This is a genomic window from Domibacillus mangrovi (assembly GCF_001906925.1).
In the GTDB taxonomy this organism is placed as follows: domain Bacteria; phylum Bacillota; class Bacilli; order Bacillales; family Domibacillaceae; genus Domibacillus; species Domibacillus mangrovi.
Window position 1 is genome coordinate 124626 of record NZ_MRWQ01000004.1, and the last position, 17695, is coordinate 142320.

General features: G+C 39.8%; 15 protein-coding genes. 9 read left to right on the top strand and 6 right to left on the bottom strand.

Annotated features, from left to right (window positions below; all coding sequences use genetic code 11):
* Positions 1–102 precede the first annotated feature (102 nt).
* From BLL40_RS04120 to BLL40_RS04145, 6 genes are all read left to right on the top strand, one after another.
* The gene (locus BLL40_RS04120) at positions 103–1653 is read left to right on the top strand and encodes a sensor domain-containing diguanylate cyclase (RefSeq protein ID WP_159434189.1); all 1551 of its coding nucleotides are present in this window, start codon (positions 103–105) and stop codon (positions 1651–1653) included.
* Positions 1654–1738: 85 nt separating this feature from the next.
* The gene (locus BLL40_RS04125) at positions 1739–2506 is read left to right on the top strand and encodes a threonine/serine exporter family protein (RefSeq protein WP_073710828.1); all 768 of its coding nucleotides are present in this window, start codon (positions 1739–1741) and stop codon (positions 2504–2506) included.
* Between the two features lie 12 nt (positions 2507–2518).
* A complete protein-coding gene (locus BLL40_RS04130; RefSeq protein ID WP_073710658.1) occupies positions 2519–2962 on the top strand; it encodes a threonine/serine exporter family protein in 444 nt (147 codons plus the stop codon).
* 119 nt (positions 2963–3081) lie between these two features.
* The gene (locus BLL40_RS04135) at positions 3082–3486 is read left to right on the top strand and encodes a (deoxy)nucleoside triphosphate pyrophosphohydrolase (protein WP_073710659.1); all 405 of its coding nucleotides are present in this window, start codon (positions 3082–3084) and stop codon (positions 3484–3486) included.
* Between the two features lie 50 nt (positions 3487–3536).
* The gene (locus tag BLL40_RS04140; protein WP_073710660.1) at positions 3537–6440 is read left to right on the top strand and encodes a DEAD/DEAH box helicase; all 2904 of its coding nucleotides are present in this window, start codon (positions 3537–3539) and stop codon (positions 6438–6440) included.
* 349 nt (positions 6441–6789) lie between these two features.
* Positions 6790–7971: a YeeE/YedE thiosulfate transporter family protein gene (locus tag BLL40_RS04145; RefSeq protein ID WP_173799895.1), complete on the top strand. Its 1182-nt coding sequence runs from the start codon at positions 6790–6792 to the stop codon at positions 7969–7971.
* A 271-nt stretch (positions 7972–8242) separates the two neighbouring features.
* Here the strand turns inward: BLL40_RS04145 and BLL40_RS04150 are convergent, their stop codons facing one another.
* Positions 8243–8476, bottom strand: coding sequence for a hypothetical protein (locus tag BLL40_RS04150; protein ID WP_143180082.1), 234 nt, complete (start codon positions 8474–8476; stop codon positions 8243–8245).
* A 397-nt stretch (positions 8477–8873) separates the two neighbouring features.
* On the opposite strand from BLL40_RS04150, the gene BLL40_RS04155 reads away from it, so the two are divergent.
* A complete protein-coding gene (locus tag BLL40_RS04155; RefSeq protein ID WP_073710663.1) occupies positions 8874–10583 on the top strand; it encodes a methyl-accepting chemotaxis protein in 1710 nt (569 codons plus the stop codon).
* 102 nt (positions 10584–10685) lie between these two features.
* Here the strand turns inward: BLL40_RS04155 and BLL40_RS04160 are convergent, their stop codons facing one another.
* Entirely contained in the window at positions 10686–11465 is a 780-nt protein-coding gene (locus tag BLL40_RS04160) for a Cof-type HAD-IIB family hydrolase (RefSeq protein ID WP_073710664.1), read from the bottom strand.
* A 323-nt stretch (positions 11466–11788) separates the two neighbouring features.
* Between BLL40_RS04160 and BLL40_RS04165 the strand changes: the two genes are divergently transcribed.
* Positions 11789–13018: an MFS transporter gene (locus BLL40_RS04165; protein ID WP_073710665.1), complete on the top strand. Its 1230-nt coding sequence runs from the start codon at positions 11789–11791 to the stop codon at positions 13016–13018.
* Positions 13019–13195: 177 nt separating this feature from the next.
* On the opposite strand, the gene BLL40_RS04170 is transcribed toward BLL40_RS04165, so the two are convergent.
* The 4 genes from BLL40_RS04170 to BLL40_RS04185 form a co-directional block, all read right to left on the bottom strand.
* Entirely contained in the window at positions 13196–13612 is a 417-nt protein-coding gene (locus BLL40_RS04170) for a DoxX family membrane protein (protein WP_281247234.1), read from the bottom strand.
* Between the two features lie 208 nt (positions 13613–13820).
* Positions 13821–14693 (bottom strand): cation diffusion facilitator family transporter, encoded by an 873-nt coding sequence (locus BLL40_RS04175; RefSeq protein ID WP_073710666.1) that lies wholly within the window; start codon positions 14691–14693, stop codon positions 13821–13823.
* A gap of 192 nt (positions 14694–14885) precedes the next feature.
* A complete protein-coding gene (locus BLL40_RS04180) occupies positions 14886–15851 on the bottom strand; it encodes an S-layer homology domain-containing protein (RefSeq protein ID WP_073710667.1) in 966 nt (321 codons plus the stop codon).
* A 185-nt stretch (positions 15852–16036) separates the two neighbouring features.
* A complete protein-coding gene (locus BLL40_RS04185) occupies positions 16037–16504 on the bottom strand; it encodes a GyrI-like domain-containing protein (RefSeq protein ID WP_073710668.1) in 468 nt (155 codons plus the stop codon).
* Positions 16505–16653: 149 nt separating this feature from the next.
* Between BLL40_RS04185 and dat the strand changes: the two genes are divergently transcribed.
* Positions 16654–17484 carry a D-amino-acid transaminase gene (gene dat, locus BLL40_RS04190; RefSeq protein ID WP_073710669.1) on the top strand — a complete coding sequence of 277 codons (831 nt, stop codon included), beginning with the start codon at positions 16654–16656 and terminating at the stop codon, positions 17482–17484.
* Positions 17485–17695: the final 211 nt, after the last annotated feature.

A 17695-nucleotide genomic window follows, 5' to 3' on the forward strand; every position in this document is an offset into this window, starting at 1 on the left:
TCAGTGTTGTCTTTTCGATCTGTCCCGTATTTAAATAGACTAGTTGAAAATAGTGAATGATTCAGTTTTAAGATTTTTTAATTCTTAGAGGAGAGAATGACCGTGCGCAGACAAAAATTGATGACACTCCCGTTTATCATTAGCATGTTAATTTTACTGTCAGTTATAACGACCGCTACGGCGAGCGGTTATGCTGCATTTAAAGCAAATAAAGAATCTTTAATTTCAAGTTATCTGGAAAGTAATTTGGATTATGCCAAAAAGCTTTCTTCTGATACGGATGGAATTGTCTCGTTAATGAAGCAAAATGTCGATTCGATCGCTAAAGCACAAGAACAGGGGATTATGACACAAGAGTCTCTTAATCTTTGGATGCAATCAAATAAAGGTATATTCAACTCAATATTCATTGCAGATAAGAGCCGCACCATTCAACTTTTTAGCTCAGCAACGTCTACTTTAAGTGTTGGTACTGTATTAACTTCTAACCCTTCACTAGACGCCGTAGCATTAAAAAAACCGCTTATCTCTGAACCATACATTGGAAACAGTGGAAGGGTGCTCGTTTTAGTGTCTGCTCCTGTTTTTAATGAAGAAGGAGTGTATGAAGGTTTTGTTGGAGGAAGCATCTATCTTCAAGAAGAAAATGTACTAAGCAGGTTGCTACGTGATCATTTTCATAAAAACGGCTCCTACGTTTATGTAGTTGATTCCAAGGGAACAATCCTTTTTCATCCAGATCCAAAAAGGGTCAATGTAAATGTATTAAAAAACTTGGTTGTTCAAAAGGTAATAGCGGGTAAAGAGGGATCTGAGCCAGTAATCAATACACGAGGGCAAAGCTTCCTTGCTGGTTATTCTTACATGGAAAGCACTGGATGGGGAATTGTATCTCAAACGCCGAGTGCGATTGTAAACGAACCACTAAAAAGTTTAATTTATCAAATGTTTCTACAATCACTTCCAGCATGTCTTCTCATTGTCCTGTGCGCAATCGGAGTAGCTGTTTTCATTTCAATTCCGCTTAATAAGCTGGCGAAATTTTCTGAAGAGGCAACATCCCGTGGTTATATTAAGAATGAACAGATGAAAATGCCAAACATGAAATTAGTCATCTATGAAGTGCGGCAACTTTATCAGCATATTAGCAATCACTTGAATTTTTTATCTGCTGAAATTGGGCGAGATGGATTAACAGGGTTAGCTAATCGAAGAGCATTTGATATAACTATTCAAGAATGGATGCAAAATAGGCATACTTTCTCTCTGATACTCATCGATATTGATAATTTTAAGTGTGTAAATGATACGTATGGGCATGTAGCTGGAGATGAAGTTTTAAAGTCTTTAGCCGATGTGATGTGTAAGATGTCTAGAGAACAAGATATTTGTTTTCGATATGGCGGAGAAGAGTTTTGTCTATTAGTAGATAGTGAGAAAAGGGAAGTAGCCTATACATCAGCAGAGCAGCTTAGGAGAGCAGTAGAGAAGATGGAGAATATAACAGGGGAGCCTATTACCATTTCACTAGGGATCTCAACATATGAAAAGGATTACCAGACGCCAGATCAATTAATTAAAGAGGCTGATTCAGTGTTATATGAAGCTAAGTCAAAAGGGAAAAACAAAACAATCGTTTACAACCGGTATTGAACGTCTTTTGCCGGTTGTTTTTCTATTCAGATGAAAAAGGATGACATGATACGCTATAATGGGGGCATTGACAAAGACTGGAGTGATGTTGGTGGATGTCGAACTTGAAGATCATTATGACATAATGGACGTCAGTTTGATTGCGGGGAAAATTATGTTAGAAAATGGCGCGGAAACGTACCGAGTAGAAGATACGATGATCCGGATTGCACTAGCATACGGCATTCGCGAATCACATAGCTTTGTGACACCGACAGGCATTATGTTTTCGGTTGAAACAGACGAGCCGACGAAAACGAAACTGATACGTATTTCGAACCGGACGACGGATTTATACAAAGTGAGTGCGGTTAACGCGATTTCGCGGCGAATCAGCGCGGGGGAACTGACGACAGTACAGGCCTACCATGAATTAAAGGCGATTCAGAAAGCACCGATGTTTTTTTCCTTTTGGATCCAAATATTAGCGGCAGCGTCGACGAGTGGAAGCTTTGTTATCCTGTTAAAAGGGAGCTTTGATAACGTGCTTCCTGCTATGATAGCCGGTGGACTCGCTTATTTTATTGTATTAAAAGTCGCGGACATTGTGCCGACGATGTTTTTCTCGGAATTTATTGCGGCGCTTGTCAGCGGTGCTGCATCGTATTTTTTTTATCGAATTGGCTTTGGCGGCGATCTTGATCGAATCATCATCGGTGCCCTTATTCCGCTCGTACCGGGCTTGCTCATTACAAATGCCGTACGCGATTTAATGGCCGGTCATTTTATTTCTGGTTTGGCTAAAGGGGCAGAAGCACTGCTTACGGCGCTCGCGATTGGAACAGGCATCGCCGTTATTATGACATTGATTTAAGGAGATGTGCAGGTGACAATTTTAACGAATATGTTGTTCAGCTTTCTCGCGGCGGCAAGCTTTGGCATCATGTTTAACGTACCAAAAAAATTGCTGGTAAAGTGCGGTACTGTCGGGATGGCCGGTTGGATGGTGTACTATTTTTTATCTGAAAACAGCGTTGATCCGTTGGCGTCCACGGTTGCGGCCTCATTCACAATCGCTGTCATCGGACATGTATACGCAAGACTATACAAAACACCTGTTATTATCTTCACGATTGCGGGTATCATTCCGCTCGTCCCCGGTGGCATTGCTTACCGGGCGATGCGGGCTTTCGTGCAAAATGATTACGACAACGCGATGAGTCTTGCGGCCAAAGCCTTCATGATTTCAGGTTCTATCGCCCTCGGCTTAATCTTATCCGATGTATTTTATCAACTGTTGTTACGGAAAAAAGTACCGATTGGGAAGTGAAACGAATTAGAACTACAATTCTTTTGTTCTCGTCGATTCACCGTGGCAAGCTGAGTAAAGTGGTCGGAAGCTAAATAACTCTTAAACGGAATAACGACACTTAAAAGGAGATGATCCAGATGAAAAAATCCGTTCGTGTTGTCGGAGCCGTTATCGAAAATGAACAACACCAAATCCTTTGCGCTCTCCGTTCACCAATAATGACACTCCCAAACCTATGGGAATTTCCTGGCGGCAAAATTGAAAAAGATGAAACACCAGAACAAAGTTTGCAAAGAGAAATTATGGAAGAACTCGCCTGTACAGTCGAAGTAGGGGAGAAAATTGAAGAAGTCACACATGAATACGAAGCTGTTATCGTGAACTTGCTTACGTATAAGTGCCGCATTATAGATGGCATGCCAACCGCTGAAGAACACGCCGAACTCCGCTGGGTGCCAAGAAACGAACTCGACACACTCGCATGGGCCCCTGCGGATATTCCGACGATTGATAAATTGTTAGCGGATCAAATCCATAAATAAGTACAGTGAGCATGACAATGAAGAAAAAATGAATAGTTACGGGTGATCATGTGGAGAACTTTATTCAAAATTTAGAAGCATCCTTATATAAGGGGTTTGTCGATCAAAATGCTGATAAATCTGGAAGTTATAAGCCTGAGTTATTAGTCAATAACACGAAAAAAAATGAGAACGTTTTAATGTCATTGCTAGCAGAGCTTGAAAATAGTGAATCTTTTATTTTTTCGGTTGCTTTTATTACTGAAAGTGGACTTGCAACACTTAAGTCTCATTTGCTTGATCTTAAACAGAAAGGAATTAATGGGCGTATATTGACCTCCACATTTTTAAATTTCAATCAACCTAAAGTATTTAAAGAACTGATGAAAATTACAAATGTAGAAGTGAGATTGACAAATTTAGAAGGTTTTCATTCGAAAGGGTACATATTTAATCATAAAACCCACTATTCACTCATTGTTGGGAGTTCTAATCTAACGGCACATGCGCTAAAAGTAAACTATGAATGGAATGTAAAACTAACATCACATGGAAATGGAGAGATTGTTCATCACTTTAAAAATCAATTTGAACAAGTGTGGGAAGATGCTCAACCATTGACTGAACAATGGATTGAACATTATGAAAAGACATACACACAGCTTATAGGCAGCAAAATAATGGATCAAGTGATCGAATTGCCTACTCCATATCAAACCAATTCTATTGAGCAATCTTTGAAGGTTGTGCCAAACAAAATGCAAGAAGTAGCCTTGAATGAGATTCAAGCTGTTCGAGAAGCGGGGAATAAAAAAGGGTTGGTCATTTCGGCTACTGGGACGGGTAAAACATACCTATCTGCGTTTGATGTTAGACGATTTGCTCCGAAACGAATGTTATTTATTGTTCATCGAGAGCAAATATTGAATAAAGCAAAATCAGATTTTAAAAGAGTTCTTGGTGGGATTGATGAAGAGTTTGGAATTTTATCAGGGACAAATAAACAAACAGATGCTAAGTATTTATTTGCAACAATTCAAACGATTTCAAAAAAAGAAACATTGAATCAATTCGATCGTGAAGCATTTGACTATATTTTAATTGATGAAGTTCACAAAGCCGGTGCTGCGTCTTATCTCAAAGTGATTGACTATTTCAACCCACAGTTTTTCATGGGGATGACGGCGACACCAGAACGTACAGATGATTTTAATATATATGAACTGTTTGACTACAATATTGCGTATGAAATTCGTTTACAAGAAGCGCTCGAAGAAGACATGCTTTGTCCATTCCATTATTTTGGTGTGACGGACATTGAATATAATGGAGAGTCCATTGATGACACGACTATATTATCAAAGCTTGTTACGGAAGAGCGTGTAAATCATATTATTGAAAAGGTTCAATACTATGGATTTTCCGGAGAAAAGGTAAAAGGACTAATCTTCTGTAGTCGAAAAGAAGAAGCAGAAAAACTCTCTCTCGTATTAAATGAAAAAGGTCTTTCCACGGTTGCTTTAACGGGTGACCATTCTCAAGAAGAAAGGGCGCAACGTGTAAATGAATTAGAAAATGGAATACTTGACTATATTTTAACTGTCGATATTTTCAACGAGGGAATCGATATCCCGAGCATTAATCAAGTAGTCATGTTAAGACAAACTGAGTCAAGCATTATTTTTATTCAACAACTTGGAAGAGGATTACGCAAGCATGATTCGAAGGATTTCGTAACCGTTATCGATTTTATCGGCAACTATAAAAACAACTATTTAATTCCGATTGCTCTGTCAGGAGATAAATCGCAGAACAAAGATAATATACGCCGACGTATAAAGGACACGACTTATATTAAAGGCGTCTCAACAGTGAACTTTGAAGAGATCGCAAAGAAAAAAATCTTTAAAGCCATTAATGATAGTCAATTAACAACATTGAAAATCTTAAAGGAAGCGTATATTGAATTAAAAAATAAAATGGGTAAAGTCCCTTATTTATATGAATTTGTAACAAATTATTCGATTGATCCTGTTGTTATTGTAGAAAGATTTTCAAATTACCATCAATTTTTATTGAAAATGAACGAAGCAATTCCTTTGCTAACAGACTACGAAAATAAAGTGTTAACAATGCTTTCATTAGAAGTATTAAATGGAAAACGAAAACACGAACTTATTTTGCTAGAGCTGTTACTGAATCAAGAACAAGTCCCATATGATGCTTACTTAGATCTATTAATCGAATCAAAATGTCGAGTAGACCCCGCCGTGATTACTTCTGTTCAACGCATTTTTGATTTGTCGTTTTTTACGCAAAACAGCAAGAAAAAATACGGAGATCATCCAATTGTCACTTTGGATGAAAAAAAGAGTTTTGCGTTTAACGAATTCATTCAAGAACGACTAAAGTTAAGTACACTTTTCAAAAAATTAGTTGAAGATGTTGTTAAAAGTGGAAAAGAGAAAAGTATGTTTTACCAATGTGATCAACCGCTTACGTTGTACGAAAAGTATTCAAGAAAAGATGTTTGTAAGCTTTTGGATTGGAATAGTGATGAAAGTTCAACCATATATGGCTATAAAATAAAATTCGATACATGCCCAATCTTTATTACATATCATAAAAGTGATGAAATAGAAGCAAGTGTAAATTATGGCGATGAGTTTATCAATCAAGAAGTGCTTAAATGGTATACAAGAAGTAATAGAACATTGAATTCAGCAGAAGTTCAACGAATTATTGAGGCGGAAGAAAAGAATATTGATCTTCACATTTTTGTAAAGAAGGATGACGATGAGGGAAGTGACTTTTACTATTTAGGTAAGGCAGTACCTGATAAAAACACTGTTCAACAAGCTAAAATGAAAGATAAGAACGGCAAAGAACTTCCAGTTGTTCATATGAACATGGTGATGGAACAACCCATTGATTATAAATTATATAAATATATTAAAAGTGAAACAGATAAATAAGTTATAAAAAGATCCGATATCATTTCGGATCTTTTTGTATTGTTATAACTTGCTGAGTCTCGAAGAAAACAATCAAGTTTCACTTTATTATTAGTAACCTCAAAAAAATTTTTCAAGAAACAAAGCAAGTCTTATTGACATTAAGCATACATAACGTGGAAAAAAAGAAAACAAAACTTAAAAAAGTATCCATAAAACAACGCTTTACTTTTAGATGAAAATCTTATACTATTTCTAAAGTATATTAATTCAATAAGAAATGGAGGTTTTAGGTGTGGAACAACATGCGATTCCATCATCAGGTAACGCACCTTATGCACGGACGACCGTTGTTACGGAACTGAGTCCGATGCAAAAACCGTTTGTCACAGTAGGAATTTTAATAGCAATTATTTTATTTATTACAATCATTGGTACAACGAACTGGACACAAGGTGTTTTGTATATTATTGGTTTAGCACTTGGCATGACGCTTTTATATGCCAGATTCGGCTTTACTTCTGCTTTTCGCCGGCTCATGTCGGTGGGAAATGTGCAAGGACTGAGGGCGCATATGCTGATGCTCGCTATAGCGACTACCTTATTTGCTATTATTTTGAGCACAGGCTTTAGCTTTACAGGTGTAACACCGGCTGGTTATGTATCCCCCGTTGGCGTGAGTTTGATCGTCGGTTCCTTTATCTTTGGAATTGGCATGCAGCTTGGAAATGGGTGTGCGTCTGGTACATTATATTCGGTTGGCGGCGGTTCATCTTCAATGATTTTGACGTTGCTCGCTTTTATTGGAGGGTCTCTTCTCGGCGCGTATCACTTCACATTTTGGATGGAGAACATGCCGGCCTTTCCGCCGATTTCACTTGCGGAATCAACAGGACTTGGCTATTTCGGTGCTTGGATCGTGCAGATGGTACTGTTCGCGCTGATTTACTTGCTTACAATCCAGATTGCGAAAAAGAAAAACCCGCCGATGATGAAGCCGCTCCCCACAACAATGGGATGGAAAAAAGTCATCCGTGGTTCATGGCCGCTTCTTGCCGCAGCGATCGTGCTGGCATTGTTAAATGCTCTCACATTAACCGTTCGCGGGAATCCGTGGGGGATCACATCTGCATTCGCACTTTGGGGTGGAAAAGCCTTGATGGCAGCAGGTGTTGACGTTTCAACATGGGGTTATTTTGCCGGTGACACTGGTGCCGCCCTCACGCAGACCGTTTTGGCAGATTCCACAAGTGTCATGAACTTTGGTATTATACTTGGCGCATTTATTTCAGCCTCGCTCCAGGGCACATTTAAACCGGGGAAAATTAAACCTGGCGTAGCCGGCGCCGCGATTGTTGGCGGACTTATGATGGGTTACGGTGCTCGTCTTGCATTTGGATGCAACATTGGTGCGTATTTTGGCGGTATCGCTTCATTCAGTCTGCATGGTTGGGTATGGATGATTATGGCGATGCTTGGTACATCGCTTGCCTTGTTTATCCGTCCACTATTCGGTTTGAAAAATCCGAAGTCGACAGATTCAATTTGTTAAAAGAAAAGTGCTGTCTTATGAGCCCTTGTAAATGAAGAAAAACCGACAAGAAATGTTACTTCTTGTCGGTTTTTCTTTTTTGAGAAATGTCAATGTCTCCATGTCATCATCGCCAATACACCCGCTCATGTGAGAACTGTTTATCCCGCATTAACGGGCAGTAGGACCCTTGCTTCAAGACTTCGAAAAGACAAGAAGAGTAAGCGGGGATGAAGTTTCACTTTATCGTATATAGGGTAAATTCCCCGCCATTTGGTTCAGACGAGGAATTTTATACTGATTTTGACCAGCTGTGTTCTTTCCACTGTTGCCCGGTCATTCCATATTCAATGCCCGCAATTTCATTGGACATTTCTTCAAAATGAACAGTTAGCCATTTTTGGTTGTGGGCGAGCCTGTAGTATCCTTTATTTGAAAAGGTGACAGAGCTTGGGGCATAAAGAATATAATCCAAGTTCGTGAATTCTTCTTCGATTACATGAATGCCATCGGCTTTCATGGCCATTTGAGGATTTTCCTGAAAGCACTGTTTCATCTCAATGAAATTAGAAAATTTTACCACGAAAATAAACACCTCTCTTTCTCCAATCTGTATATCATCTATTCTTGTCCATTATTCTGACCATCTTTTTATTAATTATGCATATATTTGCCTTTATGATAAAAATTAATACTTAGTTAACAAAATTCAACTAGATTTTTGTCCTGTTTTTTTGAGATAATTGTGACAATAGAACTATATTTTAATGTTGTGCTACCAATCTTGTTACGCTAACATAATCGGAGCCTTTCATTATAAATAAAATTAAATAGTGCGGGGGGATTTTTTATTTTGTGAGGTTTCGAATTTTGAGAAATAACTGCATGAAACGGGTGGAGAAAGTTGAAAAGGAGTGGGCACAATGGGATTACGCAATGCTAAAATAGGTAAGAAATTATTTATATTAATTTTTATATCGAACATTATTTTTGTTGTGATCGGCGGTACGGGATACTTTTTTATGCACAAAATGGATAAAGATTCGAATAAAATGTATGAGGATGCATTACTTCCTATAAAATGGCAATCGCAAATTCGTACAAACAATCGGGCAATTGATGGTTTTGTATTAGAGTCATTACTCAGTTCAGGTGCAAAAGAGAGACAGGAATCAATGGACCAAATTGATGTGCTAAAGACTGAGAATGAAACATTGCTTAATCAACTGGAGGAGAGTCGCTTATCCGAGATTGAGTTAAAGAAACTATCTCAATATAGGGCAGAAGATCAAAAATATTTCAGTATAGTACAGACTGTGTTTAATTTGGGTTCTTCAGGACAAATAGAAGAAGCTTATTCGAAGTATCAAAACGATGCCAAGCCTTCTAGAAAAAGTGCCAATACATTAATGCGGGAAGTAGGCGATTATTTAGAAGGGTATGCAGACCGGTTAAATAAAGGTATAACAAAAGATAGTCAAGTTAGTACGGTCATTATGGTGGCAGTGATTTTCATAGCTATTGCTATAAAAGTCGTGATTGGATTGAGCATTTCCCGCATGATTATTAATCCATTAAAAGAGATTCAGGTACTGATGGGTAATGCGGAGAGGGGCGATTTAACCGTTGAAGGGTCATACAGATCAAAAGATGAAGTCGGTTTATTAACGGTATCTTTTAATCGTATGATGTTGAGATTTAGAGAATTGATGGGACAAGTGAATAGCAACGCAGAACAAGTGGCTGCTTCGTCTGAAGAATTGACAGCAAGTGCAGAGGAATCAACGAAAGCGAGCGAACAAATTTCTATTACGATTCAGGAAGTGGCAAGTGGAGCAGATCGTCAAGTAAAAAGTACCGAGGAAAGCTCTGACGTAATAGGGAATATGGTGTTGAGTGTTCAGCAAATTGCTTCGAATGCACAAGGATTGTTTGTCAATGCTGAGGCCGCTTCACAAAAGGCAGTAGAAGGAAACGAAGCTATTCAATCAACGATTGAACAAATGAATTCTATTAATCGGACTGTTACTCAATTATCGCAAGTAGTAAAAGGTTTGGGAGAACGCTCACAAGATATCGGAAAGATTATTGAAATGATCACAAACATTGCCTCACAGACCAATCTTTTAGCATTAAATGCGGCGATCGAATCGGCAAGAGCGGGAGAACATGGGCGGGGATTTGCTGTCGTAGCAGATGAAGTGCGTAATCTAGCGGAACAATCGGCGGAATCGGCTCGAAATATTTCAGAACTTATCGCTTTAATACAAGATGAGACACAATTTGCTGTTCAAACGATGGAACAAACGACTCTTGAGGTAACGGAAGGGATCGGTGTTGTGAATAAAGCGGGAGAATCGTTTGCGCAAATACGAAATTCTGTCGATGAGGTATCGTTGCAGATCAAGGAAGTGTCAGAGGTAGCTGAACAATTATCGGCAGGGTCTGAACAAGTGATGCAGTCAGAAAAACTATTAGCTGAAATAGCTGAGGGAACTGCTTTGGGAACACAAAATGCGGCGTCGGCAGTTGAAGAACAATTAGCATCGATGGAAGAAATATTAGCGGCCGCTAGTTCATTAGCTTACATGGCTGAAGAGCTGCAAGATCAAGTTGGAAGATTTAAAGTGTAGAAAACGTTTTTTATAATTGAAGCGTTGTTTGTTCAAAAAAGCAAGTTGCTGCGAGACGCATAAAAAGAACGGCGCGCTAATATAGCGGCCGTTCTTTTCTTATTAGTCTAACAATCCAACCATTTTTAATCCGTTTACGATGCCGTCTTCGTCTACGTTTGTCGTGACGTATTTGGCTGCTTTTATTGCATCTTCATGCCCATCGCCCATCGCCACGCTGTTCACAACTGTTTTGAGCATCTCCACGTCGTTTAAGCCATCGCCAAATGCATAAACATTTTCCGGCGCAATATCAAGTCTGTCAATGATTTTTTGAATGCCTTTTGCTTTGGAGCCGCCTGCTGGAACGAGATCAACAGATAAAACATGCCAGCGAACGAAGTCGAATTCAGGGAATTCTTCTTCATATAATTTATCTTCGGGGTCTTTACAGAATAAGAGTGATTGATACAAGTCCCGTCCTTCATGGTAATTCGGGTCGTGTGAGGGGAAGAAGTCAACTTTTAACGAATTGATCCCGACTGTCATATCTTCATTATGCAGGGTGTTCCTTCCCATATTTTCGTGATCCATATACACAATTGGATGATCACGTTTAATCGCAACGTCTGTCAGTCTCAAAAGTGCTTCTTTATTAAGCTCATTTTTGTAAATCGGTTCACCTTTAAATACAACGTACTGTCCGTTGTAGCTGACGAATGTATCGATATCGAGTTCTTCGCGCAGGTTTTCGAACATAAACGGTGCGCGCCCTGTTGCAATCGCCACTTCGTACCCTTTTTCTTGTAGGTCGCGGACCGCTTGCTTTGTCGAAGCCGGCAGCTTTTTATCGTGGTCATACAAAGTGCCGTCTATATCGAAAAAAATAATTTTCTGATTCATGTCGGTCTCCTTCATTGTTTATTCTTCTTATACCATACTAACAAAGGTCGTTTGTTTGAACAATAGCGGGAATCATCAGAAAAGTATGTATACGGTAGATTCAACGATTCATTTTCGACGAACGTAAGGAATATTGCGCATGATGAGAGTGAATATGACATTTCCAAGTAGTATGGTTGTTTAAAGGTGAGCTCTTTTGAACGTCCGTACTTTTATTTTCAAAATGGATGAAAACAACTCGAAATCGTCCTTCTATTCATTACATTTTTTGAATGAAGTGAACCATACTAGGAGAAAGGCTGAATGATAAAGGGTGTGAAATAATGACATCATTAGGTTGGAAAGAAAGTGGTTCGCCTATGAAAGTGTTGCTCTTTGGTGTATTGTTGTCTCATTTAGGCACCTACATGGTCGTTCCACTGCTCCCCATATTTTTAAAGCTGGAGAAGGGGATGACGATTGCGGAAATTGGATTAATCTTGGCGATGTCGCCTTTTACATTTCAGGCAGGCAGTCTGCTTGGCGGATGGTTAGCTGATCTGATCGGAAGAAGAAGCATCATAGCCATTGGAGCATGGATCAATGCAGCAGCGATCGTCGGTTTTGGCGTTTTTGATCAATTGTGGATGTTTATTAGTATGGGTTTGCTTAGCGGATTGGGTGTCGGATTCAATGCTCCGTCTACAAAAGCAGCCATCGCTGCCCTTGCCTCTGAGGAAGGCAACAAAACCACAGCATTTTCTTTAAGGGGAATTGCGGCTAATATCGGTATCGCCATTGCGGGACTTTTCACTTATTTTATTTTAGGTGGAGCATCCACCCTTATTTTTTATGTATCGGCAGGGCTATACATATTGTTAGGGATCATAAGCTGGCTTATGTTGCCTAAAGGATGCGGCGATGAGCCATGCAAAAGCGTTCCATTTCATTCATATGTGGAGATACTTAAAAATAAAGCATTTGTTGTTTTTTCACTGGTCAGCATCCTTATTTGGATGCTCTATACTCAGCTGTCCTTAAGTTTGCCTTTACGAGCGGAAGCTATATTGCCAAATCCCGGTGCTATCAGCTTGATTTGGACCGTTAACGCTGTGATAGTCGTTGTTTTGCAAACATCGATTTCTAAATGGTTTATTCAAAAAATTCATCCTATGTATTCTTTATGTGTAGGTATGTTATTTATTGGAGGAGGACTAGGCTCTATTTATTTCGCTACTAATTTTTATGGTTTACTGTTAAGTGGAGCCGTCTTTATTATCGGTGAAATGTTCATTTTACCGACAATGGATGCGACTGTATCTAGACTCGGAACTGCACGAATGATCGGTGTATTCTTCGGTATAACGAATTTTATTTCTGGAATAGGAGAAGGTGCGGGTAAATTTGCAGGCGGTCAATTGCTTAGTTTAGGTACATCATCAGTTGTCCCTTGGCTGACTTTTGCTTTAGGTGCATTAGTCATTAGCGGAATACTAGCTGCGTTAAGATTTTGGAAGCCATTGCAATCCTCACTGGCTGAAATAAGAGAAGAAGCGGGACAAGCAGGTAAGTAACAATGATGGTTCCGATCATCGTTCTTACTTACCTGATTAGACAAACGCCTTAGTAACATGAAAATTGAGCAAATAGACAAGACTAGATTCTTAAAAAGGATCTGGTCTTTTGAGTGGAAGTTCAATGAGAGAAAAACGAGGCTTATTGTAGATGACACAATAGATCAAGATGAATCGTCATTTACGTATACCCCGAGAGTGTAGAATATAGAGCAATACTAACATAACGATGTCTAATCGCGCGTTAAAAGAAAATTGGACAAATCCTGACTGCAAGGATGAAACTTTTGTTAATAACAGGGCAGCAATCATGATGATGATTAAAGGAATCGTTGCCAGTTTAACGCCTTTATTCACGAGTATAAAAATCCCGCAAATTATTTCAATAATCGCAATGACATAAACCGTATTTTGCGAAAATGGCGGTCCTAAACTAATCAAATAATGGCCTAATTCAGGACTTAATAGTTTCATCAATCCAGATGTAATAAAAACATAAGCGACTAAATACCGGATAAGCTTAATTGTCGATAAGGAAGTATGAATGTGAATTTCCCCCCTTTGTAAAACGATATGAATAAAGAGAGTAAACAATCACCAAAAGTTAAAAATAGAGTGCGGCCGTTAGGGGATGGGTAAAGAGAAAGGATAGGATGACAGTTAGCGAATCTTTACATAATAAGCAAAGCTTTCTGATAGATCAAAATGATCACGCTCAAAAGATATGGAAGGCAGTTGATAAAAGGAGGCGGTATGTTTTTAATGAGCAGCCGTTTTTTTGCAGGCAAAAACGGCTCACTGTTCAGCAGCCGTTCGGTTCAATGTGAATATGGGTGGCACGTATGTCATGTTCTTGCACTAGCACTTCTTCGATATATTCAGTAATGTCGTGGCTTTCGATGACGTTTAAATCTGGATCGACTAAAATGACGACGTCCACGAATGTGACATTTCCGTGTGAGCGCGCTTTAATGCTTGGTACATCACGAACGCCAGGTACTTTTGCAACAGATTTTTGTATATCTTCAATTTTATGAAGATCAAATGCATCTGTTAATGTGAGGGAGGCTTCAGTGAAAATATCCCAAGCTGTTTTTAAAATAATTAACCCAACGACGAAGGCAGTCAATGTATCGAGCCAGTCCACACCTAACCGTGCGCCGATAATTCCGATAAATGCGCCAATACTCACTAGTGCATCGGAGCGGTTGTCGTGTGCAGCAGCCAAGATGGACGAGCTATTAATTTTTTTGGCTAGCCGCGCGTTGTATGTGTAGATGCCATACATGACAGCAGCAGCGAAAAGAGCAGTCCAGGCAGTGATCATGTCTGGTGTTTCATGGTGGGCGTGAAAGAATGACTTGCCGGCATCGATGAGCACTTGGATAGCGACGGATGCCATAATGAATGCCGCGATAAGCGAAGCAACGGTTTCAGCACGGAAATGACCGTAGTGGTGATTTTCATCGGGTGGCTTCCGAGCAATTTTTAAGCCAATCAAAATGGCGATGGAAGCAATAATATCGGTGGAATTGTTAAGGCCGTCTGCTTTTAATGCTTCTGAAGCACCGATCCAGCCGATTGTTAGTTTTAATGTTGAAAGAAACAAGTAGGCGATAATACTAATCCAAGCGCCCCGTTCTCCTTTTTTAAGGTTGTCATAAGCAGTATCCACGAGATGGTTCCTCCAATAAAAAATAGTGTATCCATCATAGCAGATGCTATTCGGGTGGGTCTACGGCAACAAGATTGTGTGTGGCACAACAAGTTGTACATACGCTACAAAATAGTTGAAGACCATTAAATTTCCCTGCGAAAAAAGGCTGTCCAAGTCAGATGATCTGATTTGGGCAACCATTTCTTTAGCCTATTGGTAGTAACTCCATGAATGTTCGTAGTCGAGTGAGAGGTTTTGCAGAGCTGGTCGTTGTTTCACCTCGGTACGGGCAAAGTAAGCTGCTACTGTTTTTTGTTGGTTAGCATCGATGACAATGTTTTCGAATGAGCGAGGTGACGTCATATCTGCAACGACCGTATTACCGGCGTGCAATGTGTATTGGCCTTTAATGTTAAACACTTTATTGCGAGAATTGTTGTACAAGATGAGAGTCATTTTAATGCGGCCGTCTGATTCGTGGACAGCGCTCTTAATGCCGACTTGAACCCCTGTCCGGAATTTCGCTTCAAGTGCACGTGCGATAAAGACAGAAAACTCGGTCCGGTTAATTTCACTGTAAGGCATAAAGTAACCATTGCTGCCACTCGCAATGCCAGCGCTGCCAAGGGATAATGCATATTGATAGAACCAATCTGTACTTTTTACATCTTTAAAAGAGACGACGTATGCCGGCTTCATATTGAAGCCTTCTGCGATAATTTTCGCCATTTGAGAGCGTTTCAATTTACCAGACGGATTAAAGTAGTTTGCCTTGCTGAAAACATCATATTTCGTTAAGACTGCGATTGATTGGTAGGCAGGATGAGACGTTGAAATATCTTGGAATCCAGGATTCGGTGCCGACTCATTTTGAATGCCAAGCGCTTTCGCTAACATAATTGCGGCATGTTCCCGTTTGACGGAATCATTTGTGCCGAACTTTCCATTTTTATATCCTTGAATAATGCCTTTTTGTACAAGGTAATCGATTTCATCTCCTGCCCAGAAGCCAGAAGGTACGTCACTAAATCTTACAGCAGCAGAGCTTGTCCCATTGGATTGTGCCGTCGTGCCAGATGAGTTGTTTTCCACTACATCGGCTGAAGAGCTTGCAGCTGGAATGAGTAAAGCAATCGTTAAAACTGCCGCACATAAACTGTGTAATTTCCTTTTCATCTTCACACCCCGTTATAAAATTAAATTCTACTTATATACATTTTAACAATTAAGGAAAGTATTTCATATAAGGAATGTAAAAATGAGAAGTAAGGCACACATTTTCCTGTGTAAAAGGTATTTGGTTTGAGTAGAGCCATCCCTTCGCCTTCGGAAACTTGATTATTAAGAAGGTTTACGCTGTTTTAAACGGCTTTTTCAATTGCTTCGCTTCTTTTATCAGCAAGCCGCCAGTATAAATGGTGGTGACCATCATCAATCGTGACATCAATACGGAATTCGTTGGAATCGAGTCTGACTTTATGTTCACGTGCCCATTGCAAGATGGTGCGAAAAGCAAATTGGATCTCGTCATCCCTTCCATGAAATTCGAGTAGTGCATACGATCCAGATGGAATAATCAAACTTGTCATACCGGACGGAATAATATCAATTTGATTCACGTCCATTGCGATACAGTGCGTGTACAACTGACCTGCACGCTTTAAACAAATGTCCATTAAGTTTCCATCTGTCTGTCTCGGAATCTGGCTGGCTGCTTCTAAAAACCGTTTTGTCCACTCGGGTCTAAGTGCAGCGATTTCATCTTGTGTGCCCCTTATTTCAAACCCGACAACAGCGACAGTGCGTACATCTACAATTTTTGGCGTCATATGATCAGCTCCTTTCTCCTTTTCATTACCCCTTTATCTACGTTTTCACACCGTTCTATTTGAGAATACACCTCAATACATCCTGTAGGATTTTTTCAGAAAAGTAAGTATAATGAATGGGAAAAAACATATAAAAGGGGCGTTCAAATATGGCGATGGGTTATTTTAACGGGAAATTTATTCATTCAAGCGACCTAGTTTTACCGATAGAAGAACGTGGTCACCAATTTGGTGATGGTGTATATGAATTCATTCGAGTGTATAAAGGACGTCCGTTTATGATGAATCAGCATATGGAGCGCTTTTTTAAAAGTGCGGATGCCATTAGGCTGAACATTGGGAAAACAGCTGAAGATATTATAGCGATTGTAGAGGATCTAATTGAGCGGAGTGGCGAGACGAACTGCGACGTGTACATGCAGGCGACACGAGGTATTGCGCCTCGCAATCACTTATTTCCGAATGTAGAAGCATCTATTTCAATGACAGTGAAGCCGTTTAAGCTTATATCAGATGACATTCGTGCAGTAGGTGCGACAGTAAAGCTGCTGCCGGATGAACGGTGGCAACATTGCTGGATTAAGTCGTTGAATTTACTTCCAAATATCTTGGCCAAACAAGAAGCATTTGAAGCAGGAGCTCTTGAAGCGGTACTCGTTCGTGATGGATTTATTACAGAAGGGTCAAGTTCGAATTTTTTTATTGTGAAAAACGGCGAGATTTTGACAGCACCGGCAACGACTCATATTTTACACGGAATTACACGTATGGCCGTGAAAGAAATCGCGTTGGACCTTGGTATCAATCTGAAGGAGCAAAAATTTACGCCGCACGAATTGCTGGCTGCCGATGAAGCCTTTTTATCGAGCACAGGCTTAGAAATATTGCCGGTAACAAAAGTGGATGGGCAGAAGATAGGCAATGGACGTCCAGGGATGGTTACGGTAACACTGTATGAGGAATTTTTGAAGAGAGTTTAATGAAAAATTAGTTGTTTCACGCGTAAAGTGCCTTCCTTTTGGTAAAGTGAATCTTCTATCAGTGGGGATTCTTTCATCTCCCGCTGATAGTTAGATGAACGAATCGGGCCTTTACGGGCAGTTGTCCCCCACTTAGCCTTTTTCGATTTCTCCAAGTCTTGAAGTGGGGTCTTACTGCCCGTTAATCTGCGATAAAATAGAAAGAACGCTA

Coding starts and splice junctions, on each gene's coding strand:
- BLL40_RS04155 (WP_073710663.1), top strand. CDS start 8,874: ATGGGATTACGCAATGCTAAAATAGGTAAGAAATTATTTATATTAATT.
- BLL40_RS04185 (WP_073710668.1), bottom strand. CDS start 16,504: ATGACGCCAAAAATTGTAGATGTACGCACTGTCGCTGTTGTCGGGTTT.
- dat (WP_073710669.1), top strand. CDS start 16,654: ATGGCGATGGGTTATTTTAACGGGAAATTTATTCATTCAAGCGACCTA.
- BLL40_RS04160 (WP_073710664.1), bottom strand. CDS start 11,465: ATGAATCAGAAAATTATTTTTTTCGATATAGACGGCACTTTGTATGAC.
- BLL40_RS04165 (WP_073710665.1), top strand. CDS start 11,789: ATGACATCATTAGGTTGGAAAGAAAGTGGTTCGCCTATGAAAGTGTTG.
- BLL40_RS04145 (WP_173799895.1), top strand. CDS start 6,790: ATGCAAAAACCGTTTGTCACAGTAGGAATTTTAATAGCAATTATTTTA.
- BLL40_RS04150 (WP_143180082.1), bottom strand. CDS start 8,476: ATGGCCATGAAAGCCGATGGCATTCATGTAATCGAAGAAGAATTCACG.
- BLL40_RS04135 (WP_073710659.1), top strand. CDS start 3,082: ATGAAAAAATCCGTTCGTGTTGTCGGAGCCGTTATCGAAAATGAACAA.
- BLL40_RS04180 (WP_073710667.1), bottom strand. CDS start 15,851: ATGAAAAGGAAATTACACAGTTTATGTGCGGCAGTTTTAACGATTGCT.
- BLL40_RS04125 (WP_073710828.1), top strand. CDS start 1,739: ATGTTGGTGGATGTCGAACTTGAAGATCATTATGACATAATGGACGTC.